The sequence below is a fragment of the Curtobacterium sp. A7_M15 genome, assembly GCF_030705415.1.
Lineage (GTDB): Bacteria > Actinomycetota > Actinomycetes > Actinomycetales > Microbacteriaceae > Curtobacterium.
Map to the genome: position 1 here is coordinate 39367 of NZ_JAUZED010000001.1, position 22423 is coordinate 61789.

The following is a 22423-nucleotide window of genomic DNA, read 5'->3' on the forward strand; positions in this document are numbered from 1 at the left end:
AGCGGGATCAGCGGGCGGCGGCCAGGGCCTTCGTGATGCGCTGCAGCGAGACCGTCTCGGCCGTGCCGAGCTCCTGGGCGAAGAGGCTGAGCCGGAACTCCTCGAGCATCCAACGGGCGTGCACGAGCTCCGGGTGTGCCCCGACGGCCGGGGGGAACGTCCCGCCCGCGTCGACGTAGCGGTCGGTCGCCACCGTGACCTCGCGCATCCAGGTCGCGTCGCGGCCCGGGTTCTGCAGGAGCTTCTGCACGCGGGCGTCCACGCCCTGCAGGTACACCCGGATGCGTCGGAGTCGATCGAGCCCGGCGACCGAGACGAACCCCGGGAACACGAGCCGCTCCATCTGCTGCCGCATGTCCGTGAGCGCCGGCAGGAGCGACATCGAGTTCGCCTGCTTGAGCGAGCGTTCGGCAGCGCGGTGTGCGGCGAGGACCGCAGCGACCTCGGATACGGCGGTGAACATCGTGTCGACGACGGTTCGTGACACGGTGTCGCGCACGGCCTCGAAGTCGGCCTTCGTGAACACCAGCCCGTCCGGGTGCGCTCGGCGGATCCCGGCGTCGACGACCGCAGCGAGCACGTCGTCGAAGAGCGCCGCGGTGGACGGGTACGGGCTGGCGGCGAGCGCGAGCTTCTCCTGGGCGGTGAGGTGCGACTGGATGTACGACACCGGCGACGGCACGGCGTGCATGACCAGCCGTCGGACTCCTGCGGGCATCCGGACGGCCCGGTCGGACGGGGTCGCGAGCAGCTGGACGCCGACCGTCGCCTTCGGGCCCTCGCCCTCCTCGACGAGGGACGGGTACGCGCGGATCACGCCGCCCGCCTGCTTCGTGTCGAGCACCTGCGGCAGATCGTCGGACGGCCAGGCGGTGAGCCCTGAACGTTCCACGGCACCACCGGAGGCGGCCGACGCGACGCGAGCCGCGCCTCCTGGACGCCCTGCGGCGCCCAACGTCGCGGAGGCGACGCTCTGCTGCGTCCGGTCCTTGAGCTTCGTCTGCAGTGCCGACAGGTCCTTGCCGGCCTCGACCCGGCGGCCGCGTTCGTCGACGACCGCCCACGTCGGCAGGAGGTGGGCCGGGACCCGCGAGAGATCGAAGTCCGACTCCGACACGGGCACGTACGTCATGCGCTGGATCGCCTTGGCGAGGGTGGCCCGGAACGACTCGGTCGGCTCGGTCGGGGCGTCGTCGGGAAGCTCGGCGACGATCTTCTCGGCCCAGTCGGCAGCGGGCACGACGTTCTTGCGGATCTGCTTCGGCAGCGACTTGATGAGCGCGGTGACGAGTTCCTTGCGGAGGCCGCGCACCTGCCAGTCGAAGCCCTCTTCGCGCATGCGGGGGAGCAGGGCGAGCGGCACCTGCACGCTCACGCCGTCGTCCTGGGCGCCGGGCTCGAACCGGTACTTGATCGCGAGGCGCTGGTCGCCCGACCGCCACTGGGTCGGGTACTCATGCTGGTCCTGTGCGGCCTCGGCCGCGTCCTCGTCCAGCAGGTCCGACCGGCGCATCGTGAGCAGGTCCGGCTGCTCACGCCTCGTCTGGCGCCACCACCCCTCGAAGTCGCGCGTGGTCGCGATGTCCGCCGGGACGCGGGCGTCGTAGAACTCGAAGACCCGCTCGTCGTCGAAGAGGATGTCGCGTCGACGCGTGCGCTCCTCGAGCTGCTCGAGCTCGCGCCGGAGCCTGCGGTTGTCGCGGTCGAACGCCTGCTGCCCGTCCCACTCGCCCTCGACGAGTGCGTGCCGGATGAAGAGCTCGCGCGAGTGCTCGGGGTCGACGCGCTTGTACTGCACTCGGCGGCGCTGCACGATCGGGACGCCGAACAGGGTGACCCGCTCGTAGGCGACGGCCGCGCCCTGCTTCTTCTCCCAGTGGGGCTCGCCGTACGTCCGCTTGAGGAGGTCCCCGGCGAGCGGCTCGACCCAGGCGGGGTCGATCCGACCCACCGTCCGGGCGAAGAGCCGACTGGTCTCGACGAGCTCGGCGGCCATCACGGCGTCGGGCTGTTTCTTGGCAAGCACACTGCCCGGGAATAGGACGAACCGGGTGTTCCGCGACCCGAGGTAGTCGCGCTTCTCGCGGTCGCGCAGGCCGATCTGGCTGAGGAGCCCGGCCAGCAACGACCGGTGCACCGCGTCGCCGTCGTCGGAGCGCGCCTGCCCGATGCGGACGTCGACCTGCTTCGCCGCCCGCGAGAGCTGCCGGTAGAGGTCCTGCCACTCACGGATGCGCAGGTAGTTCAGGAACTCGGCCTTGCACAGCCGGCGGAACGCACTGGAGGAGAGCTCCTCCTGCTTGTCCTCGATGTGGTTCCAGAGGTTGAGCAGGGTGAGGAAGTCGCTCGTCGGATCGGCGAACCGTGCGTGGAGCTGATCGGCGTGCGCGCGCTTCTCGAGGGGGCGCTCGCGCGGGTCCTGGATGCTCAGGGCGCTGACGACGGCGATGACCTCGCGCCCGACGCCCTGCCGACCGGCTTCGAGCACCATGCGGCCCAGCCGGGGATCGATGGGCAACCGGGTGAGTTGCCTGCCGGTCTTCGTGATCGTGCCCGCGGCGTCGACGGCTCGGAGCTCGCGGAGCAGGTCGAGGCCGTCCTTCACACCCCGGGAGTCCGGCGGCTGCAGGAACGGGAACGCCTCGATGTCGCCGAACCCGAGCGAGATCATCTGCAGGATGACCGCCGCGAGGTTCGTCCGCAGGATCTCGGGGTCGGTGAACTCCGGACGGCGTTCGAAGTCGTCCTCGGAGTAGAGCCGGATGGCGATGCCGGCGCTCGTGCGACCCGCGCGACCGGACCGTTGGTTCGCGCTCGCCTGCGAGATCGCCTCGATCGGCAGCCGCTGCACCTTGGCCCGCGGCGAGTACCGCGAGATGCGGGCGGTCCCGACGTCGATCACGTACTTGATCCCGGGGACCGTCAGACTCGTCTCCGCGACGTTGGTCGCGAGGACGACCCGACGTCGGACTCCCGGCGTACTGCGACGCTCGAACACCCGGTGCTGGTCGGCCGCGGACAGGCGGCCGTAGAGCGGGAGGACCTCGGTGCCGACGTAGCGCTTGCCCTCGATGGCGTCCTGGGCGTCGCGGATCTCGTTCTCGCCCGAGAGGAACACGAGGACGTCGCCCGGGTCCTCTCGCGCGAGCTCGTCGAGCGCGTCGGTGATGCCCTGCATGACGTCGCGGTCGTCCGGGGTGCCGCCGTGGTCGTCCGTCCGCGGGTCGTCCTCGTCGCCGTCGTCGTCGCGGTCGTCGGCGTCCTCGGCGACCAGCGGGCGGTAGCGCACCTCGACCGGGTACGTGCGGCCCGAGACCTCGATGATCGGCGCGTCGCCGAAGTGCTGCGAGAACGACTCGGGGTCGATCGTCGCGCTCGTGATGATGACCTTGAGGTCGGGCCGGCGGGGGAGCAGCCGCTTGAGGTAGCCCAGCAGGAAGTCGATGGTGAGGGATCGCTCGTGCGCCTCGTCGATGATGATCGTGTCGTACCGCTTCAGGTCGCGGTCGAAGTGGATCTCGTTGAGCAGGATCCCGTCCGTCATCAGCTTCACCCGGGTGTCGGAGGACACCTTGTCGGTGAAGCGGACCTGGTACCCGACCAGTCCGCCGAGCTCGCCCCCGAGCTCCTCGGACACGCGCTCGGCGATGGTCCGGGCCGCGATCCGCCGGGGCTGGGTGTGCCCGATGTGCTCACGGCCGAGCTCGAGGCAGATCTTCGGCAGTTGGGTGGTCTTGCCCGACCCCGTGGCCCCGGCGACGATCACGACCTGGTTGTCGCGGATGGCGGCAGCGATGTCGTCCCGCCGCTGCGACACCGGCAGTTCGGGCGGGTACGTGATGACGGGCAGCGTGGTCGACATGAGCATTCCAGGATACCCGTCAGGCGTCCGGGGTGCTGAGCTGTGCGTTCAGCTCGTCGACCGTCCGCGCGGGCAGGGCGCACACCCGGTCGTGGCAGACGTACCCGGCGGGGTCGAGGCCGTCGCGCGACTCGAAGAGCGTGAAGCCGGCGGCGGACCAGTCGGCCGCTTGCTCCGGTGTCACCGCGGCGACGACGGTCCCCGGACGCCGAGCGCCGTGGCCCGCCGCTCGGAGCGGGTCGCTCGGGTCCGACGCCACGACGACGACCTCGCGCGAGGGACGCTGCAGCGCGAGCGCGACCCCGAGGGCGTCGGCGTGCCCGAGCGGCCGCTCGGTGCCGGTGACGGCCCGGTCGGCCACGAGTGACGCTGCGGCTGCCCGGTAGGACTCGTCGCCGGTCAGCGCGGCGAGGGTGGCGGCGGCCGCGGCGAGTGCGACCGTGCCGGAACGCATGGCGGTCTGCGGCTGCTCGCCCGTGGCCGTCCCGGCCGCCGTGAGCACCGGGTCGGCGTCGAACCGCCCGGCCAGGCCGTCGTCGACGAGCGTGCGCGCAACGTCGGCGTAGGGGAGCTCTCCGGTGACGAGGGCGAGCTCGAGGAGCCCCTCGGCCAGGAGTCCCACGTCCTCGATGGTCGGCGGCGCCGTCGACGCGCCGCGCGGCGTGCTCGACCGCACCTTCACGTGTCCGTCCGCGAGGTGCCCGGCGATGATCGCGTCGGCCGCACCCCGCGCGAGCGCGATCATCTCGGCGTCCCCGTGGCGGGCGCCGGCGATGGCGAGTCCCCGGATCGCCAGACCGTTCCAGCCGGTGAGCACCTGGTCGTCGAGCGGCGGGGGATCGAGCCGCCCGCGCTCGTCGAGCGGGAGTCGGTACCACTCGCCCTCGACCCGTCGTCCGTCGATGGTCGATTCGCTGTCCTGTGCCGCGACGAACGCGCCGTCTCCGCGCCGGAGCGTGTCGCGCAGGAAGTCGGCGATCCCCCGGGCCTGCTCAGCGTCGGCGATCGCGAGCAGCCCCGCGTTGTCGTAGAGCATCCGCTCGTAGTGCGGCACCGACCAGTCGCGCTTGGTCGCGTACCGGAAGACCCCACCGTCGGCGTCGGTCAGCTCGGTCGCGCGGATCGCATGCAGGGACCGCTCGAGCAGTGCGGATGCCCGACCGTCGCCGTCGGCGCCGACGTCGGACAGGAACTCGAGCAACGGCGCGCTCGGGAACTTGGGTGCGCCGCCGAAACCGCCGTAGGTGGTGTCCTCAGCCTGTTCCAGTTGGTCGACGACGGCTCGGATCTCGTCGACGGACGGGAGGCGCGGCTCGTCCCCGCCACCACCTTCACCACCCCGGGCGGCGCGGTCCGCCTCGGCCCCCTGCCGGATCGCCGCCGCGATCGCGCTCGCGTTCGCGTCCACCTCGTGTCGGCGCTCGGTCCACGCGTCGAGCACCGCCTCGAGGATCTGCCGGAACGCCGGCACCTGCCCCACGGGCGACGGCGGGAAGTACGTGCCCGCGAAGAACACGTGCCCGTCCGGCGTCAGGAACGTCGTCAACGGCCAGCCGAGCTGCTGTGTGAAGGCGCTCGCCGAGGCCATCAGGCTGGCGTCCACGTCCGGCCGTTCTTCGCGGTCGACCTTCACCGCGACGAAGTCCTGGCGGAGCAGCTCGCCGATGCCCGGGTCCGAGAAGCTCTCGCGTGCCATGACGTGGCACCAGTGGCACGTGGCGTAGCCCACCGACACGAGCACGGGGACGTCGCGTTCGCGGGCCTCGGCGAAGGCTTCCGGACCCCACTCGCGCCAGTCGACGGGGTTGTTGGCGTGCTGGCGGAGGTACGGACTGACGGCGGAGCCGAGGCGGTTGTCGGTCATGGATCCAGCCTGCCTCGACCGTCCTGGGCGTGCTGCCGTCAGTGGCGATCTGTGGACGGATCCGTGGTGTCCACAGGCTCGCGCGGACTGAGCCAGCCCGCCAGCGACGCGAGCTGCGTGGCCAGGTCGGCCGGCGACCGGGAGTCCGTGTCCACCCGGGTGACGTCGCCTCGGACAGTCGAGTCGAGCCTCCTGGCCGTCCGCGTGCTGTGTGCCAGCTGCGCCTCGGGGAGATGACCAACGGAACGACGGCGCAGCCGCTCCGCGGTCGTCGTGTCGTCGGCGCGGAGCAGCACGGCGGTCACGACGGGATCGTCCCCCATCGCCTCGACCAACGCGTCCTGTTCCAGCACCGACACGGTGTTCGTGTACACGAGCCGGTGGTGACCGAGCTCGCGGTACCGGGCCCACATCGTGGCGAGGTTCCGTTCGGCGAGGTGTGCCTCCGGGTGCTCGACGTGCGGCGCAGGGTGTGCGAGGTCGAGGAAGTCGCCCTCGATTACCGCGTGCCGGACGTCTGCGGCGACGAGCAGGTCGTGCAGCGCCTCGGCCACGGTCGACTTGCCCACACCGGACCTGCCCCCGATGAAGAGGACCTCGGAGCGCGGCACGGCGTCAGTCCACGCTGAGGGACAGGAGCGCGAGGGCGGCGTCCTCGGGACCGTAGTCGAAGAGCCGGTCCCAGAACGGGTCGGCGGCCCACGGCACGTCGCCGCCCGCCGGGACAGCGTGTGCCGTCTCGACGAGCCAGTCGAGTTCTGGGCGGACCGCGGTCGCGAAGGCCGGTGGCTCCCACCCGAGCGAACGCGCTGCGCTGGTGTCGAGGACGAACGGTGTCGGCGTGCTCCACGGGGTCGTGCCCACGAACGCGGGAGCGTCGGCGTCGAGCAGGACCTCGTCGAACGGGTGGTCGACGTGCCCGGCGACGGTGCGGACGATCTCGAGCACGCTCGGCGCGGTGTCGTCGGCGACGTTGAGGATCCGGCGGTCCGGTGCATCGGCGACGAGGCGGACGAGGGACCCGATGCCGCTCGCAGCCGTGGTGTGGTCGACGCCACGGCCGTGGTCCGCCAGCAGGATGCGTTCCCGGCCGTCGAGCGCCCGTCGGACGACGAACCACTCACGCGGTCGACCGATACCGACCCCGTACACCTTCGATGGGCGGAGCACGGTGACCGGGGCACCGTGGTCGAGCAGGACCTGTTCGGCGGCGACCTTGGCGGCGCCGTACCCGTCGCGGCCGGTGGGGTCGCCGTCGCCCGCCGTGACCGTCGGCTGCAGCTCGGTCACAGCGCCGCCGAACACGGGCTTGGCCAGCGAGTTGGCGTGTCGGCCCTGTTCGTCGATGTACACGGCCTTCGACGACACGAACACGGTCGAGCCGACGTCGTCGAGGAAGGGCAGGAGCTGCCGGGCGTCGTCGCGGGTGAGGCCGACCGTGTCCACCAGCAGGTCGGCGCCGGGGCGGAGCAGGTCGCGGAGGACGGCGGTGTCGCGGCGGTCGCCCGGCAGGAACGTGGCTCCGGCTGCGGTGAGCTCGTCGGCTGTCGGACCACCCCGACGGGCGACCACGTCCACCTGCCAGTCGTCGCCGCCGCGTCCGGAGGCGTCGAGCAGCGCGCGTGCGACTGCCGAACCGATCCCGCCGGTACCGCCGAGGACGACCGCGCGCCTGGTGCTCATGCGTCAACGGTAGTCGGCACGGGAAGTGCAGCGGACGTCCAGTGCTCGGCGGCCGCCGGGCGGGTGGCCGCCGCCCGGTCTCCGGCGGCTGCCTGGCGGGTGGCCGCCGCCCGGTCTCCGGCGGCTGTCCGGTTCGGTGCCGTGCGGTGTCGCGTCAGGAGGCCACGGCCTCGGGCTCGCGCCGCCACCAGTCGAGCAAGGACCCGTCGTAGACCTGGACCCTGTCGTGGCCGAGGACCGTCAACGCGAGGGCATCGACGCACGCAGCACTGCCGACACCGCAGTACGTGACGATCTCGTCGGCGTCGAGCACCGACGCGAACGCCTGCTCGAGGGCGGCGCCGCGCAGGTACGCGTTCGTCGTCGGGTCGACGATCGAGCCGACGGCGATCGGGGTGCTGCCGGGGACGATCGGCGGGTGTTCGGCGCCCAGAGCGGACTCCGGCGCGGCGAACACCAGCGACGCGGGCTGCTCGCCCGAGACGGCACGGAGGACCCGGTCGTGGTCGGCCCAGAGCGGACGCTCTTCGCCGGCGAGGAAGACCGGTGACGTGTCGTCGCTGGCCTCCGCCGCTCCGGGCGTGGACCGCAGCGCACCGACGCGTACCGGGCGACCCTCGTCGCGCCACTTGGTGAAGCCTCCGTCGAGCACCGCGACAGAGTCGAAGCCGAACGAGCGGAAGATCCACCAGAGCCGCGCTGCCCACTCGCCGACGCTGTCGTCGTAGACCACGACCGTCGAAGTGTTCGTCACGCCGAGCTCGCCGGCGGCCGATTCGAACCGCTCGGCGCCAGGTCGGGTGAACGGCAGGGCGGCGTCCGGCGTCGAGAACGCCTCGACGAGGTCGGCGTACCGCGCACCCGGGACGTGCCCGCGCTGCTCGTAGGAGTCGCGTGCCGTCCGCCAGGTCGTCTCGAGACCGACCCCCGCGGTGTGCACGGACGCGTCGAGGACGACGAGCTCGTCAGCACCGAGGTGGTCTGCGAGCCACTGCGTCGACACGAGCGGCGAGGTCAGGACGGGGGCCATGCCGCACAGGGTAATCGGCACCCCTGACGCACGCGAGGGAAACGGACACACGGCGCAACCCACCGTGTTCCGCGCTCGATCGTCAGACCGGACGGAGCGGTTCCGGCACCCCGGCGGGCACCTCGACGCGGATGCGGTCCCCGGGGCGGACCGTCCCACCGGAGACGACGACCGCCATGACGCCGCCCTTCCGCTCGACCGAGCCGTCCTCTGCACGACCGAGCACCGCGCGCAGGAGACCGGGCTCGAAGTCGTTGATCTGCTGGCACGGGTTCCGGAGACCGGTCACGCGGACACAGGCCTCGTCGCCCAGGTACAGGAGCGTGTCGGTCGGCAACCCGAGCAGGTCCACGCCACGGGTGGTCACGTTCTCGCCCATCTGGCCCGGAGTGACCTCGTACCCTGCCTCGGCGACCTCGTCGAAGAGTTCGGTGTGCAGGAGGTGGACCTGGCGCAGGTTCGGCTGCGAGGGGTCCCGCGCGACCCGGGACCGGTGCTGGACGGTGGTGCCGGCGTGGGCGTCGCCCTCGATGCCCCACCCGGCGACGAGCACGATCTCGTCCACGACGGGCTTGCTGAACCGGTGGTCGGTGTCGCGGCTCACGGAGACGACGGCGGGCTGGTGTTGCTCGTGTTCGGTCACCTCTCGATCCTGGCGCGGATCGGGTCGGGGCGCGAGTGGGGCGGGTGCGGGCGGGTGGGGTGGGGTCGAGCGTGGAGAGATGGGTCGACCCAGAACGACAAGGCCGATGTCGTACGACGTCGATCACGTCGCTCCTACCCGACCGCGACTACCCCCGTGTGCAACGAACGACAACGCCGATGTCGCACGACATCGACGATGTCGTTCGGCCTCGGCCTCGGCCTCGACCGCACCATGGCCCCGGCCCCGCACCCCCGCACCCCCCTCACACCCCGCCCACGCACACGAACGGCCCGCCCCGGAGAACCGGGACGGGCCGTTCGAGTCGAGCGCAGTGCGTCAGTGCGCCGCGGTCGGGATGCTTCCGGTCGTCGCCGCGCTGGCGTGCTCGAGCGTCGCGCGCCGCACCGACTGGCGGTTGATGAGCAGCCCACCGGCGAGCGCGACCAGGACGAGCACGCCCGCCGAGATGCCGAACGCCACGTGGTAGCCGTCGAGCACGGCCTGCGCCTGCTGGACCTTCGTCGGCGCCGCCGACAACCCCGAGAGGCTGTTCTTCACGACGTCGGCGAAGATCGTCGACAGGAGCGCGGTGCCGATCGAGCCACCGATCTGCTGCATGGTGTTCACCGTCGCCGAGGCCACGCCGGCGTCGGCCCGGGCGACCCCGGTCGTCGCGGTGTTCATCGCGGACGAGAAGATCGTGCCCATGCCGAGGCCGATCACGATGAGCGCCGGCAGGACCGTCCCCGCGTAGGAGCTGTCGAGGTCGGTGCGGAGGAGCAGCAGCAAGCCGATCGACGCGACGAGACCACCGGCGAAGATGAGCACCTTCGGTCCGACGCGGGGGAGCAGACGACCACCGATCTGCGTCGCCGAGATCATGATCGACAGCGGCATCGGCAGGAACGCCAGGCCGGTCTGCAGCGAGCTGAACCCGAGGGTCTGCTCGAGGTAGTAGGTCAGGAACAGGAAGATGCCGAACATGCCGATCGCCACCAAGCCGATCGCGATGAACGAGCCACCGCGGTCACGGTCGAGGACGACGCGCAGGGGGAGCAGCGGGTGGGCGACGCGCGTCTCGATGAAGACGAACGCCGCGATGAGCACCACGCCCGCGGCGAGCATGACGATCGTGAGCGGGGCGTCCCAGCCGTTCGTCTCGGCGTTCGAGAAGCCGTAGACGACCCCGACGAGGCCGGCCGTGATCGTGAGGACGCCGGCGACGTCGATGCGCGGACGCTCGACCTTCGGCGGCTTCGCCATGAAGACCAGGGCGCCGATCACGCCGAGGACCGCGAACACGACGTTCACGTAGAGGCACCAGCGCCACGACGCGTACTCGGTGAGCACGCCGCCGAGGAGCAGGCCGATCGCGGCACCGGAGCCGGCGATCGACCCGAAGATGCCGAACGCACGGCCGCGTTCCTTCGGGTCACGGAAGGTCGTGGTGAGCATGCCCAGGGCCGAGGGGGCGAGCAGCGCGCCGAACACGCCCTGCAGCGCACGGGCGGCGACGAGCAGGCCGAAGGAGTCCGCCAGCCCGCCGAGCACGGACGCCACGGCGAAGCCGACGAGCCCGATGATGAAGGTGTTCTTGCGACCGAAGAGGTCACCGAGCCGCCCGCCGAGCAGTAGCAGGGATCCGAATGCGAGCGAGTACGCCGTGACGATCCACTGGCGCTGGTCGGTGCCGAAGTCGAGGTCCGCCTGGGCGGAGGGGAGTGCGATGTTGACGATCGTCGCGTCGAGCACGACCATCAGCTGCGCGAGGGCGATGACCGCCAGGGCGATCCAACGGTGGTTGCTCTTGTCGGGCGCGGAGCCGGAAGTCGTGGGTGCGGCCCCGGTGGGGGTCGGCACGGTCTGTTCTGCCGTCACGGCAGCCTCCTTCGAGAAGGTGGAGGGATGGTGGAACGCGCGCCGTCGGGCGTTCCGGAGAGTGAGGGGTGAAGCGGATGCGACGCATCCGCTTGTGACCAGTGTAGACCGAAACGGAAGGTCTGCATCCGCTTATTCCCAGAAAGTTCAACTAGCGTCGGGTCAGTGAGCACCACCGACCTCGAGCGCCCCCTCCGCGCCGACGCAGCACGCAACCGCGAGCTGATCCTCCAGACGGCACGCAAGTGCTTCGCGGAACGCGGGTTGTCGGTCACGCTCAACGACATCGCGCACGAGGCCGGCGTCGGCGTCGGGACGGTCTACCGCCGCTTCGCCGACAAGGACTCCCTGATCGAGGCGCTGCTCGCGACGAAGTTCGAGGCGATGAACGACGCCGCCGCACGAGCGGCGGACGAGACCGATCCGCGTGAGTCACTGCGGGTCTACCTGATGGGCGTGTTCGAGTTCCGCGCGCGGGATCGGGCACTCGCCGACGCCATCGTGCGTGCGGGCAGGTCGCGGCCGTCGATCGTGCAGGAACGCGATCGCCTCGAGACCCAGGTCTCGGAGATCATCCGCCGCGCGCGGGACGCCGGGGTGGTCCGGGCCGGCTTCGACTACCGAGACCTCCCGATGCTCACCTCGATGGTCGGCACCGTGGCGGACAGCACCCGCGCGCACGACCCGAACGCTTGGCGGCGCTACGCAGAGGTCCTGATCGAAGGGGTGTTGCCGGGATCGACCGACGCGCCGATGCTGGGCGAGCCACTCGACCGCGAGTCGATCGAACGCGCACTCCACGCGCAGTCCTGACGCGAAAACGACCCCGCGCTACAACCAGCTGGGCACCCAGTAGTGCGACCGGACGAAGTCCCACGGCATCTGGATCCCGGTCCACATCGGCAACCAGTACGCCGACGCGAGCACCACGACCCCGAGGTACACCCCGACCCAGACGACCGCACGGGTCCGGCGTGGACGGGGATCGTCGCGTGATCCGAGGACCACCCCGATCGCCGCGGCGAGCGCCATCACCATGAACGGCTCGAACGAGATCGTGTAGAACTGGAACACCGTCCGGTTCACGTAGAGCAGCCACGGCAGGTACCCCGCCGCCACGCCCATCAGCACGAAGGCGTACTCCCACCGTCGACGCAGGATCCAGAGCACGAGCAGTGCGACGGTCGCGATGACGGCGGCGTACCAGATGAACGGGTTCGCGATGCCGGTGATGGCCTCTCCGCAGCGGGTCGCCGTGCAGCCGTCCTGGCCGGCGTTCGTGCCGACGTAGTACATCGACGTGGGTCGCTGCATGACGAGCCAGAGCAGCGGGTTCGCCTGGTACGAGTGCGGGGTGTGCAGACCGATGTTGAAGCCGTAGATCTCGGACTGGTAGTGCCACCAGTTCTGCAGGCTGTCCGGCACCCACGCGAGTGCACCGGTCCAGCGCTGCCCGCCCGTGGCGATCCAGTCGCGGTCCCAACCGTCCTTCGACACGAACCACCCGGTCCACGACGCGACGTAGGTGACCGCGGCGATCGGCACCGTGAGCAGGAACGACGCCGGTCCCTGCTGCAGCCAGGCGCTCGAGGACCAGAACTCGATGCCGGCCCGCTTCCGCAGCATCATGTCGGTCAGCACGGAGTACACCGCGAAGAACGCGAGGAAGTACATGCCCGACCACTTCGTCGCGGTCGCGAGGCCGAGCGCCAGCCCCATCGCGATCAGCCACGGACGCCACCAGATCACCGGTCCCCAGAGCGTGTCGCGGCCCGCCGCCGTGCGTCGGGCGACCCAGGCGTCGAGCCGCCGGGACGTCCAGCGACGGTCGAGCAGCAGCGCGCCGAAGCCGAGCACCACGAAGAAGGTCAGGATCCCGTCGAGCAGGCTGACCCGGGACAGCACGATCGCCTGCCCGTCGATCGCGAGCAGGAACCCGGCGAGCGTCCCGACCAGCGTCGAGCGGAACAGCGACCGGGCGATGACCGCCGTGAGGAACACGGTCGCCGTGCCGAGCACCGCCACAGCGAACCGCCACCCGAACGAGTTGTCCGCGCCGAACAGGAGCATGCCGAGGCCGATGAGGTACTTGCCGAGCGGCGGGTGCGCGATGAACTCCGCAGCGCTGGAGAACAGCGAGGTCTCGCCGGACGCGAACCGCTGGTCCGTCGTCGGCTGGGAGCCGTCCGCGGGGTTGCCGGGCCACGTGCCCTCGTACCCGAGGTGCACGATCGACCAGCCGTCCTTGACGTAGTACGTCTCGTCGAACACGAGTGAGTGCGGGTGCCCGAGGGCGACGAGCCGTAGGACCGCGGCCAGCAGCGTGACGGCGAGCGGACCGGCCCAGCGCCACAGTGCGACGCGGCCGGCGGTGGAGAGCGTCCGCCCCCACCAGTCGTCGAGACGGGAGCCGACCGGCCCGTCGGGGACGGCGGTTCGGTCGTCGGTCAGCTCGCTGGTCATCGAGAGAGCATCCTACGGATCGCTCCGGTGACGGAGGTGCCAGCACAATGGAGGGGTGATCGTGCTCGCAGCAACGCCCATCGGCAACCTCGGAGACGCCTCCCGGAGGTTGGTCGAGACCCTCTCGAACGCGAGCGTGGTCGCCGCCGAGGACACCCGCACCGCGATCCACCTCATGCGCGCGCTCGGCATCGAGAACCGCCCGCGCCTCATCGCGCTCCACGAGCACAACGAGCGGGCGAAGGCGGCCGAGGTCGTCGAGCTCGCGCGCGACGAGGACGTCGTCGTCCTGACGGACGCCGGCATGCCCGCGATCAGCGACCCGGGATTCCCCCTCGTCGAGGCCGCGGCGGCCGCGGGGGTCACGGTCACCGCGTTGCCGGGTCCCTCGGCGGTGCTCATGGCGCTCGCCGTGTCGGGTCTGCCGACCGACCGCTTCAGCTTCGAGGGGTTCCCGACCCGGAAGGGCGGGGAACGGCGTCGGCTGTTCGCGTCGCTCGCCGGGGAGCAGCGGACGATGGTGTTCTTCGAGTCGCCGCACCGTCTGGGCGACACCCTCGCGGACATGGCCGCCGGTTTCGGGGACGATCGGCGCGCGGTCGTCTGCCGCGAGCTCACGAAGCTGCACGAGGAGGTCCGACGAGGCTCCCTCGCGGAGCTCGCCGCCTGGGCGGCCGACGGGGTGCGGGGCGAGATCTGCGTGGTCGTCGAGGGCTCGACGGGTGCACTCGACGCGACGACGATCGAGGACGGGGTCCGACTCGTGCTCGAGCGGGTCGCCGCCGGGTCACGCATGAAGGAGGCCGCGGCGGCCGTCGCGGACGCGACGGGGTTGTCGAAACGCGACCTATACGAGGGCGCGCTGGCCGCGCGGTAGACGCGAGCGTCATCGGACTGGAGGCGCGGTTCCGGCCCGCACCGCGCCTCCAGTCCGGTTCTCCACAGGTGGCGCGCGGGGCGCGTCATGCGGCTCCCGCCCGCCCGTAGGATGGTCCGCATGTCCGACGGGTCCTCGTTCAGCATCACCACGCCGATCTTCTACGTGAACGACGTGCCCCACATCGGGCACGCCTACACCGAGGTCGCCGCGGACGTCCTCGCGCGCTGGCACCGGCAGCGCGGCGACGACACGTGGCTGCTGACCGGCACGGACGAGCACGGGCAGAAGATCCTGCGGACCGCCAGCGCGAACGACGTCTCCCCGAAGGAGTGGGCGGACCGTCTCGTCAACGACGCGTGGAAGCCGCTCCTCGACACCGTCGACGTCGCGAACGACGACTTCATCCGCACGACGGACGAGCGGCACGAGCGCGGTGTGACGGCCTTCCTGCAGAAGCTGTACGACGACGGCTTCATCTACGCCGGCGAGTTCGAGGGCTTCTACTGCGTCGGCTGCGAGGAGTACAAGCAGCCGAGCGACCTGGTGCCCGGCACCGGTGCGTACGAGGGGCAGCAGGTCTGCGCGATCCACTCGATCCCGGTCGAGGTGCTGTCCGAGCGCAACTACTTCTTCCGCATGTCCGACTTCGAGCAGCGCCTGCTCGACCTGTACGAGTCGAACCCGCTGTTCATCCAGCCCGAGAGCGTCCGGAACGAGATCATCTCGTTCGTCAAGCAGGGCCTGCGCGACCTGTCGATCTCGCGGTCGAGCTTCGACTGGGGCATCCAGATCCCCTGGGACCACGACCACGTGCTGTACGTGTGGTTCGACGCGCTGCTGAACTACGTCACGGCGCTCGGCTACGGCAGCGACGACGACGAGGCCTTCCGGCGCCTCTGGCCGAGCGTGCACATCGTCGGGAAGGACATCGCCCGCTTCCACGCGGTGATCTGGCCCGCGATGCTGATGGCCGCCGGGCTGCCCGTCCCGGAGCGTGTGTTCGGCCACGGCTGGTTGCTCGTCGGCGGCGAGAAGATGTCCAAGTCGAAGCTGACCGGCATCGCGCCGTCGGAGATCACCGACACGTTCGGGTCCGACGCGTTCCGCTACTACTTCCTCCGCGCGATCACCTTCGGGCAGGACGGCAACTTCAGCTGGGAAGACATCTCCGCCCGCTACCAGGCCGAGCTCGCGAACGGCTTCGGCAACCTCGCGTCCCGGCTCGTCGCGATGCTGCAGAAGTACTTCGACGGCGCGGTGCCCGCGCGCGGCGACCTCAGCGCGTCCGACGCGGCCGTCGACGCCCTGGCCGTGTCGGTCACCGAGCGTGCGGACGCCGCCATCGCCGCGTTCGCTCCGCACGAGGCCATCGCCGCCGTCTGGGAGCTCGTCGACGCCCTGAACGGGTACATCACCGAACAGCAGCCGTGGGCCCTGGCGAAGGACGACGCCCAGCGCGAGCGGCTCGGCACCGTCCTCGCGACCGCGCTCCGCGGGCTCGGCACCGTCGCCGTCCTGCTCTCGCCGGTCATGCCGAAGGCGACCGAGAAGCTCTGGGCCTCGATCGGCGCCGGTGGATCGATCGCCGAGCAGCGGGTGGACCGTGCCTGGGAGTGGCAGGGTGCGTCGACCGTGGTGCCGCTCGAGTCCGGACTGTTCCCGCGCATCGAGCAGTCGGAGCAGGGCGCAGCGTGACCGACGCCCACATCCGTACCCGTGGCGACGGGGACGGTCCCGCGCGGGACCTGACCTACCCGCCGTTGCCCGAGGCGCTCGTCGTCCCGGTCTACGACAACCACACCCACATGGAGATCGCCGACGGCGGCGACGGAGCGCTCGACTACCGGGAGCACCTCGACCGCGCGTCGAGCGTCGGGGTGCGCGGTGTCGTGCAGGTCGGCACCGACCTCGCGACGTCGGAGTGGTCCGCCGCGATCGCCGCTCGGGAGCCCCGGGTCCTCGCCGCCGTGGCGCTCCACCCGAACGAGGCGCCCGTGCTGCAGGAGCAGGGTCTGCTCGACGAGCACCTCGCCGGCATCGACCGACTCGCGGCGTTGCCCCGGGTCCGGGCGATCGGTGAGACCGGGCTCGACTTCTTCCGCACCGGCGAGGACGGGCGCGATGCCCAGGTCTGGTCGTTCGAGGAGCACATCCGCATCGCGAAGGAGCACGACCTCGCGCTGACGATCCACGACCGTGACGCGCACGACGCCGTGGTCGAGGTCCTCGACCGCGTCGGCGCTCCCGAGAAGACCGTGTTCCACTGCTTCTCCGGCGGCCCCGACCTCGCTCGCCTCTGCGCCGAGCGCGGCTGGTACATGTCGTTCGCCGGCACCGTGACGTTCAAGAACGCCGCCGGGCTGCGCGAGGCCCTGCTCGTCGCGCCACGACACCTGATCATGGTCGAGACCGACGCGCCGTACCTCACGCCGACGCCGTTCCGTGGCCGCCCGAACGCGCCGTACCTCATCCCGCTCACGCTCCGGTCGATGGCCGAGACCCTCGGGACCGACGCCTCGATGCTCGCGGCGCAGATCGCCTCGACGACCGAGCTCGTCTACGGCGCGTGGGACGCCGAACCCGTGACGGTGGAGCAGTAGTGGCGTCCCTGCTCGGTCCGGCGGAGATCCGTGACCTCGCGGCCCAGCTCGACGTCACGCCGACGAAGAAACTCGGGCAGAACTTCGTGCACGACGCCAACACCGTCCGCCGCATCGTCGCGTCCGGCCGGGTGACCGCCGACTCGAAGGTCCTCGAGATCGGGCCCGGTCTCGGCTCGTTGACCCTCGGGTTGACCGAGACCGGCGCGTCCGTCACCGCGGTGGAGATCGACGGCCGACTCGCCGCCCAGCTGCCGACCACGGTCGCCACCCTGCAGCCCGGCGCCCGGCTCGAGGTCGTCCACCAGGACGCCCTGACCGTCGCCGCGACGGACCTGCCCGAGGCACCCACACACGTCGTCGCCAACCTGCCGTACAACGTCTCCGTCCCGGTGCTGCTCCACCTGCTGGCGACCTTCCCCTCGATCGAACGGGCGCTCGTCATGGTGCAGGCCGAGGTCGGCTACCGCATCGCCGCGGCTCCCGGCAGCAAGGTCTACGGGGCGCCGAGCGTGAAGGCCGCCTGGTACGGATCGTGGTCGATCGCCGGGCAGGTCAGCCGGCAGGTGTTCTGGCCGGTGCCGAACGTCGACAGCGTCCTCGTCGGCTTCGACCGGCACGAGCCTCCCGGGGACGACGTCCTGCGGGCGCAGATCTTCGCGCTCGTCGACGGGGCGTTCCAGCAGCGACGGAAGATGCTGCGCCAGAGCCTCTCCGGGGTCCTCGGCAGCAGTGCTCGTGCGTCGGAGCTCCTCGCCGCTGCCGGCATCGACCCGACGGCTCGGGGCGAGATGCTCAGCGCCGACGACTTCGTGCGCCTCGGCCGGACGGTCCTCGACGCGGGGGAGTGAGCCCCCCGGCCGCGTCCGTCGTCGTGCGCCAGTGCCCGGGGCGCTGGAAGCCCTCGGGCAGGACCGTGCCCGAGTCGCCCCGTGCCGCGTTGACCTGCATCTGGGTGAGGTACACCGCGCCGGAGAGATCGGTGCCGCGCAGGTCCGCATCGCGGAGGTCGACGCCGAGCAGGTCACAACGGTCCAACCGTGCACCCCGGAGGTCTGCCGCGATGGCGAGCGACCCCCGCAGGGTCGCTCCGCGCAGGTCCGCCCCGCGGAGGTCTGCACCGACGAGGTCCGACCCTGCACCGACCTGTTGCGCACGGGCGCCGATCGGACCCTGCGCTCGCGCGATCGCACTCGCATCGAGCAGGAGCGGGCGGACTCGGTCGTACTCCGCGTCGACGTCGAGGGTCGCGAGGTCCTCGGGTGTCCCGTCGCTCAGCAGACGGACGTGCTCGAAGGCGGCGACCCACGGGGCCTCGTCGCTGGTCGACCGCACGAGCGCGATCGCCTCGTCGAGGTGACGGAGCAGGTCGTGGAGTCGTCGGACGATCGGGAACGTGGCGAACATGGATCGCCGAGTCTCCGGGTCGTCGCGCCACGAGCGGCCCCCGAAGGTGTGCCGGGAGACCTTCTGCCCGGCGCCCGAGCAGTCGAACACCGTGCAGCCGGAGAAACCCCGCTCGCGCAGGTGCGGGTGGATCCGGCAGGCGTCCGCCTCGTCGAGGTTCGTGCACGGGTCGCCGGCGTCCTTGTCGAACGGGAAGTCCGCGGACTTCGCGAACGCCAGGGCGACGCAGCACAGGCCGAAGCAGTTCGCGCAGTCGGCGCCGAGGTCCTCGCGCCGCCCCAGCTCGACCCGCGTCCGCGTCGCCATCAGTGGTCGTTGACCCGGACGACCGTCCCACCGGTCAGTGACAGCAGCTGCTCGAACGTCAGGGGGAGCACGCTGTTCGCCGTCCCCGCCGCCGACCAGACCGTGCCGTACTCGCGGAGCGCTTCGTCCACCACGGTGCGGATCGGGGAGGGGTGACCGACGGGCGAGACACCGCCGATGGGTTGCCCGGTGATCTCGCGGACCTGTTTCGCGGTGGCCATCGTGAGCTCGGTCGCGCCGATCTGCGTCGCGAGCAGGTCGGTGTCGACCCGGTGTCGACCGGAGGTCATCGCGAGCAGGGGCTCTCCGTCGGCCAGGAACAGCAGGCTGCTCGCGATCGCTCCCGGTTCGGTGCCGAGCGCGGCTGCGGCCTGCGCGGCGCTGTGGGTCGAATCGGGGAGTTCCCGGGCGGTCGCGTCGATGCCGGCTTCGGCGACGATGCGCTGGACGGTGGCGAGGCGGTCGTTCATCACCGTCCATCCTCCTCGGGTTCGGCGTCCGCCGCGAGTACCGAGCGTGAAGCCGTAGAAATCCAACATGTTTGCAGACCGGCTCCACGGCTGTCTACCGTCGTCCCCACGAACCGAAGGAGACACCATGGCCAGCCCCCGTCGTCCGCTCGAGCGCTCTGCACGCCCAGGGCCGCTCTCGCATCACACGCTCACTCCTGCTGAGATCGAAGCACGTCGCACCCGACCGACCGGCACCCCGGCAGAACGCGCAGAACGGGTCCACGAGATCCTCAGCACGTCGACCTTCACGATCGCTCCCCGTCCCACTCGTCGCACGTGGCGGGGTGTCTGGCGATCGAGCGGCTGGACGAGTTCCTGACGAGATCACGAGCGTGATGCGATCGCACCGCCCCGACGATGGCCGCATGACCGGGCGGTGCGATCGCCGGTCGTCAGTGCCCCCGCGACGCCAGCGCCTCGATGAGCTGCTGCTGCGTCCCGTCGCGCTCCGACCACCGCAGCGGCAGCACGTTCTGCACCAGGATCTCCGGCGCCGCGCCGGCCTGCAGCAGCGACACCACCTCGTCGAGGAACGACGACAGCGGCATCCCGCCGAAGTCGACCCCCTCGCCCATGAGATCGGTGGCGACCGCCGGCGGCACGAGCTCGAGCACCGCGACCGGGGACCCGGTCAGCTGCTGTCGGAGCGACTGCGTGTAGGAGTGCACCGCGGCCTTCGTGGCGCTGTAGGTCGGGGTCGCGGCGAGGGGTGTGTACGCCAGGCCCGACGACACGGTGACGATCGTCGACGCCGGACGACCGAGCAGGTGCGGCAGGAACGCGTCGATGAGGCGGATGGTGCCGAGCAGGTTCGTCTCGACGGTGGCGACGGCGTCGGCCAGGTGCTCCGAGGAACGCAGGTCCTCGGCGCGCATGATGCCCGACATCGTCACGAGCGTGTCGAGCGACGGGTACGCGTCGATGACCGAGGCGGCTGCGGCGGTGATCGACGCCGGGTCGGTGACGTCGAGCTCGACGGTGCCGAAGCCGTACTCGTCGTGCAGGGAGTCGAGCAGGGCGCGACGGCGGCCGCCGATGACGACGGTGCTGCCCGCGTCCTGCAGGCGCTGGGCGAGGCCGAGGCCGATGCCCGAGGTCGCGCCGGGGATGAAGACGGTGGAGTTCGTGATGTCCATGACGACCACGATCCACCCGCCCACCCGTGCGAACCAGAGCGCCGTCATCGGGGGACCGCCGGTCCCTGGCAGGTGATCGCGAGCCGGTGCACGATGAAGGCATGGACCGCCCCGCGCTCGCCGACTTCCTCCGCCGCCGCCGCGAACTGTTGCGGCCCGAGGACGTCGGACTCGGCTCCGGGCCCCGCCGTCGCACGCCCGGGCTCCGGCGCGAGGAGGTCGCCGCGTTGGCCGGCATGTCCGCCGACTACTACACGCGCCTCGAGCAGCAGCGCGGACCGCAGCCGTCCGAGCAGATGGTGGCGGCGATCGCACGGGCCCTCCGGTGCAGCCTCGACGAGCGTGACCACCTGTTCCGTCTCGCCGGGCACAACGCGCCCGCTCGGGTGCACCGTTCCGACCACGTCGACCCGGCGATCCTCCGTGTGCTCGACCGGCTCGAGGACACCCCGGCGATCGTGGTGAACGACCTGGGCGAGACCCTCGTCGAGAACCGCCTCGGGGCGGCGCTGCTCGGCACGACGACGGGGCTGCCCGGCAACGAGCGGTACCAGCCGTGGCGCTGGTTCATGACCGAGTACGAACGGGCGAAGTACGCGCCCGAGCAGCACGACCGGCTGGCTCGTGCGCAGGTGGCGTCCCTCCGGGCGGCGATCGGCGCCGCGGGACCGGCAGACTCCCGGGCGGCGGAGCTGATCGCCGACCTCGAGGCGAACAGCGAGGAGTTCCGAGCGCTCTGGTCGCTGCACGAGGTGGCCAGCCGGTGGGAGGACCACAAGACGTTCGTCCACCCCGAACTCGGCCGCATCACGGTGGACTGCCAGGTCCTGCACACGACGAGTCAGACCCAGGCGCTGCTGCTCTTCACGGCCCCGACGGGGAGCGAGGACGCGCAGAAGCTCGAGCTCCTGGGCGTGGTCGGTCAGCAGACCTTCGCGCACTGACGGAGTAAGCGCGCGTCACACACCTGGCGACTCCCGGCCAGCCGTGCCTATGGTGGCGAGGTGAGCACTCCCCGCGTGTACGTCATCCACGAGAACCCCGAGTGGTTCCCGCCGCTCGCCGCTGCCTTCGAGGCCGAGGGGGTCCCCGTCGAGGAGATCCTCCTCACCGAAGGCCAGATCGACCTCGGAGCCGAACCCGCGCCGGGCGTGTACTGGAGCAGGATGTCGGCGAGTTCCCACACCCGCGGGCACGAGCACTCGAAGGAGTACACCCGGGCGGTCCTCGGCTGGCTGGAGCGCGCCGGCCGCCAGGTCGTCGGTGGCAGCCACGTCCTCGAGCTCGAGGTCTCGAAGGTCGCCCAGCACGGACTGCTCCGGAACGCCGGGTTCGACGTGCCCCGCACCACCGCCGTCTTCGGGAGCACCACGCTCAAGCAGGCGGCGCACGACTTCACCGGCGGCCAGGACGTTCCGTTCATCACGAAGCACAACCAGGGCGGCAAGGGCCTGGGCGTCCGTCGGTTCGACTCGCTCGCCGAGTTCGACGCCTACGTCGACAGCCCGGAGTTCGAGGAGCCCGTCGACGGCATCACCCTGCTGCAGGAGTACCTGACCGCACGCGAGCCCTTCATCACCCGCGTCGAGTTCGTCGGGGGCGAGTTCGTCTACGCCGTCCGCGTGGACACGAGCGCCGGCAGCTTCGAGCTGTGCCCGGCCGATGCGTGCGAGGTCCCGCAGGTCATCGCCGGAGCCGTCTGCGACGTGCCCGGCACCGAGGCCGCCGGGGCGCCCCCGGCCTTCAGCGTCCGCACCGAGGTCACGGCCGAGCACCCGCTCGTCCGACAGCTCCGTGGGTTCCTCGCGGACCAGCGGATCCAGATCGCGGGCGTCGAGTTCATGGAGACGACGGACGGTCGCACGGTGGTCTACGACATCAACACGAACACGAACTACAACCCCGCCGTCGAGGAGACCGCTCCGGCCTCCGGCCCGCGGTCCATCGCGCGCTACCTCGGTGGGCTGCTGGAGACGCAGTACGCGGCGCAACTCACGGCCTGAGAACACACGATCCACCGGACAGGAGGGGGGGGGGGGGGGGGGCCCCCCGCCCCGCCGGCCCGCCCCCCCCCCCCCCCCACCCCCCCGCCCCCCCGGCGGGGGCGGGGGCCGCCCCCCCCCCCCCCCCCCCCCTGCCCGACACTCCCCACCTCC

At 71.3% G+C, this 22423-nt stretch carries 18 protein-coding genes; 7 read left to right on the forward strand and 11 right to left on the reverse strand.

Going from position 1 to position 22423, the window contains the following annotated elements; all coding sequences use genetic code 11:
* Positions 1–7: 7 nt before the first annotated feature.
* The 7 genes from hrpA to Q7F20_RS00225 all read right to left on the reverse strand — a co-directional run bounded on the left by hrpA (position 8) and on the right by Q7F20_RS00225 (position 10963).
* Positions 8–3862, reverse strand: a complete 3855-nt coding sequence (gene hrpA / locus Q7F20_RS00195; RefSeq protein ID WP_305738106.1) for an ATP-dependent RNA helicase HrpA — start codon at positions 3860–3862, stop codon at positions 8–10.
* Positions 3863–3881: 19 nt separating this feature from the next.
* Positions 3882–5726 (reverse strand): thioredoxin domain-containing protein, encoded by a 1845-nt coding sequence (locus Q7F20_RS00200; RefSeq protein ID WP_305738107.1) that lies wholly within the window; start codon positions 5724–5726, stop codon positions 3882–3884.
* Between the two features lie 38 nt (positions 5727–5764).
* Positions 5765–6337 (reverse strand): AAA family ATPase, encoded by a 573-nt coding sequence (locus tag Q7F20_RS00205; protein ID WP_305738108.1) that lies wholly within the window; start codon positions 6335–6337, stop codon positions 5765–5767.
* Between the two features lie 4 nt (positions 6338–6341).
* Entirely contained in the window at positions 6342–7409 is a 1068-nt protein-coding gene (locus Q7F20_RS00210) for an NAD(P)-dependent oxidoreductase (protein WP_305738109.1), read from the reverse strand.
* A 154-nt stretch (positions 7410–7563) separates the two neighbouring features.
* The gene (locus Q7F20_RS00215) at positions 7564–8439 is read right to left on the reverse strand and encodes a sulfurtransferase (RefSeq protein ID WP_305738110.1); all 876 of its coding nucleotides are present in this window, start codon (positions 8437–8439) and stop codon (positions 7564–7566) included.
* A gap of 82 nt (positions 8440–8521) precedes the next feature.
* Complete coding sequence (locus Q7F20_RS00220; protein WP_305738111.1) at positions 8522–9082, reverse strand: MOSC domain-containing protein; 561 nt, start codon at positions 9080–9082, stop codon at positions 8522–8524.
* Positions 9083–9421: 339 nt separating this feature from the next.
* Entirely contained in the window at positions 9422–10963 is a 1542-nt protein-coding gene (locus Q7F20_RS00225; protein ID WP_305738112.1) for an MFS transporter, read from the reverse strand.
* A 165-nt stretch (positions 10964–11128) separates the two neighbouring features.
* Here Q7F20_RS00225 and Q7F20_RS00230 point away from each other — a divergent pair, with 165 nt between their 5' ends.
* Positions 11129–11776: a TetR/AcrR family transcriptional regulator gene (locus tag Q7F20_RS00230; RefSeq protein ID WP_305738113.1), complete on the forward strand. Its 648-nt coding sequence runs from the start codon at positions 11129–11131 to the stop codon at positions 11774–11776.
* An 18-nt stretch (positions 11777–11794) separates the two neighbouring features.
* Here Q7F20_RS00230 and Q7F20_RS00235 read toward each other — a convergent pair whose 3' ends face one another.
* Positions 11795–13426 (reverse strand): dolichyl-phosphate-mannose--protein mannosyltransferase, encoded by a 1632-nt coding sequence (locus Q7F20_RS00235; RefSeq protein ID WP_305738114.1) that lies wholly within the window; start codon positions 13424–13426, stop codon positions 11795–11797.
* 55 nt (positions 13427–13481) lie between these two features.
* Here Q7F20_RS00235 and rsmI point away from each other — a divergent pair, with 55 nt between their 5' ends.
* The 4 genes from rsmI (at position 13482) to rsmA (ending at position 17757) form a co-directional block, all read left to right on the forward strand.
* The gene (rsmI, locus tag Q7F20_RS00240; RefSeq protein ID WP_305738115.1) at positions 13482–14303 is read left to right on the forward strand and encodes a 16S rRNA (cytidine(1402)-2'-O)-methyltransferase; all 822 of its coding nucleotides are present in this window, start codon (positions 13482–13484) and stop codon (positions 14301–14303) included.
* Between the two features lie 120 nt (positions 14304–14423).
* The gene (metG, locus tag Q7F20_RS00245) at positions 14424–16001 is read left to right on the forward strand and encodes a methionine--tRNA ligase (RefSeq protein WP_305738116.1); all 1578 of its coding nucleotides are present in this window, start codon (positions 14424–14426) and stop codon (positions 15999–16001) included.
* Positions 15998–16906, forward strand: a complete 909-nt coding sequence (locus tag Q7F20_RS00250; RefSeq protein WP_305738117.1) for a TatD family hydrolase — start codon at positions 15998–16000, stop codon at positions 16904–16906. The genes metG and Q7F20_RS00250 overlap by 4 nt, the downstream gene beginning before the upstream one ends.
* Positions 16906–17757, forward strand: coding sequence for a 16S rRNA (adenine(1518)-N(6)/adenine(1519)-N(6))-dimethyltransferase RsmA (rsmA, locus tag Q7F20_RS00255; RefSeq protein WP_305738118.1), 852 nt, complete (start codon positions 16906–16908; stop codon positions 17755–17757). The genes Q7F20_RS00250 and rsmA overlap by 1 nt, the downstream gene beginning before the upstream one ends.
* Here rsmA and Q7F20_RS00260 read toward each other — a convergent pair.
* The 3 genes from Q7F20_RS00260 to Q7F20_RS00270 form a co-directional block, all read right to left on the reverse strand.
* Positions 17702–18619 carry a pentapeptide repeat-containing protein gene (locus Q7F20_RS00260; protein ID WP_305738119.1) on the reverse strand — a complete coding sequence of 306 codons (918 nt, stop codon included), beginning with the start codon at positions 18617–18619 and terminating at the stop codon, positions 17702–17704. The genes rsmA and Q7F20_RS00260 overlap by 56 nt on opposite strands.
* Positions 18619–19089 carry a YbaK/EbsC family protein gene (locus tag Q7F20_RS00265; protein ID WP_305738120.1) on the reverse strand — a complete coding sequence of 157 codons (471 nt, stop codon included), beginning with the start codon at positions 19087–19089 and terminating at the stop codon, positions 18619–18621. The genes Q7F20_RS00260 and Q7F20_RS00265 overlap by 1 nt, the downstream gene beginning before the upstream one ends.
* Before the next feature lie 434 nt (positions 19090–19523).
* A complete protein-coding gene (locus tag Q7F20_RS00270) occupies positions 19524–20315 on the reverse strand; it encodes an SDR family oxidoreductase (protein ID WP_305738121.1) in 792 nt (263 codons plus the stop codon).
* A 53-nt stretch (positions 20316–20368) separates the two neighbouring features.
* Between Q7F20_RS00270 and Q7F20_RS00275 the strand changes: the two genes are divergently transcribed.
* Positions 20369–21211 (forward strand): helix-turn-helix transcriptional regulator, encoded by an 843-nt coding sequence (locus Q7F20_RS00275; RefSeq protein ID WP_305738122.1) that lies wholly within the window; start codon positions 20369–20371, stop codon positions 21209–21211.
* Positions 21212–21271: 60 nt separating this feature from the next.
* On the forward strand, positions 21272–22270 hold the full coding sequence (locus Q7F20_RS00280; protein WP_305738123.1) for a RimK family alpha-L-glutamate ligase: 999 nt from the start codon (positions 21272–21274) through the stop codon (positions 22268–22270).
* Positions 22271–22423: the final 153 nt, after the last annotated feature.

Excerpts from the sequence above, each read along its gene's own strand:
- hrpA (WP_305738106.1), bottom strand. The coding sequence starts at position 3,862 with ATGTCGACCACGCTGCCCGTCATCACGTACCCGCCCGAACTGCCGGTG.
- Q7F20_RS00200 (WP_305738107.1), bottom strand. The coding sequence starts at position 5,726 with ATGACCGACAACCGCCTCGGCTCCGCCGTCAGTCCGTACCTCCGCCAG.
- Q7F20_RS00210 (WP_305738109.1), bottom strand. The coding sequence starts at position 7,409 with ATGAGCACCAGGCGCGCGGTCGTCCTCGGCGGTACCGGCGGGATCGGT.
- Q7F20_RS00215 (WP_305738110.1), bottom strand. The coding sequence starts at position 8,439 with ATGGCCCCCGTCCTGACCTCGCCGCTCGTGTCGACGCAGTGGCTCGCA.
- Q7F20_RS00235 (WP_305738114.1), bottom strand. The coding sequence starts at position 13,426 with ATGACCAGCGAGCTGACCGACGACCGAACCGCCGTCCCCGACGGGCCG.
- metG (WP_305738116.1), top strand. The coding sequence starts at position 14,424 with ATGTCCGACGGGTCCTCGTTCAGCATCACCACGCCGATCTTCTACGTG.
- Q7F20_RS00260 (WP_305738119.1), bottom strand. The coding sequence starts at position 18,619 with ATGGCGACGCGGACGCGGGTCGAGCTGGGGCGGCGCGAGGACCTCGGC.
- Q7F20_RS00265 (WP_305738120.1), bottom strand. The coding sequence starts at position 19,089 with ATGAACGACCGCCTCGCCACCGTCCAGCGCATCGTCGCCGAAGCCGGC.
- Q7F20_RS00270 (WP_305738121.1), bottom strand. The coding sequence starts at position 20,315 with ATGACGGCGCTCTGGTTCGCACGGGTGGGCGGGTGGATCGTGGTCGTC.
- Q7F20_RS00275 (WP_305738122.1), top strand. The coding sequence starts at position 20,369 with ATGGACCGCCCCGCGCTCGCCGACTTCCTCCGCCGCCGCCGCGAACTG.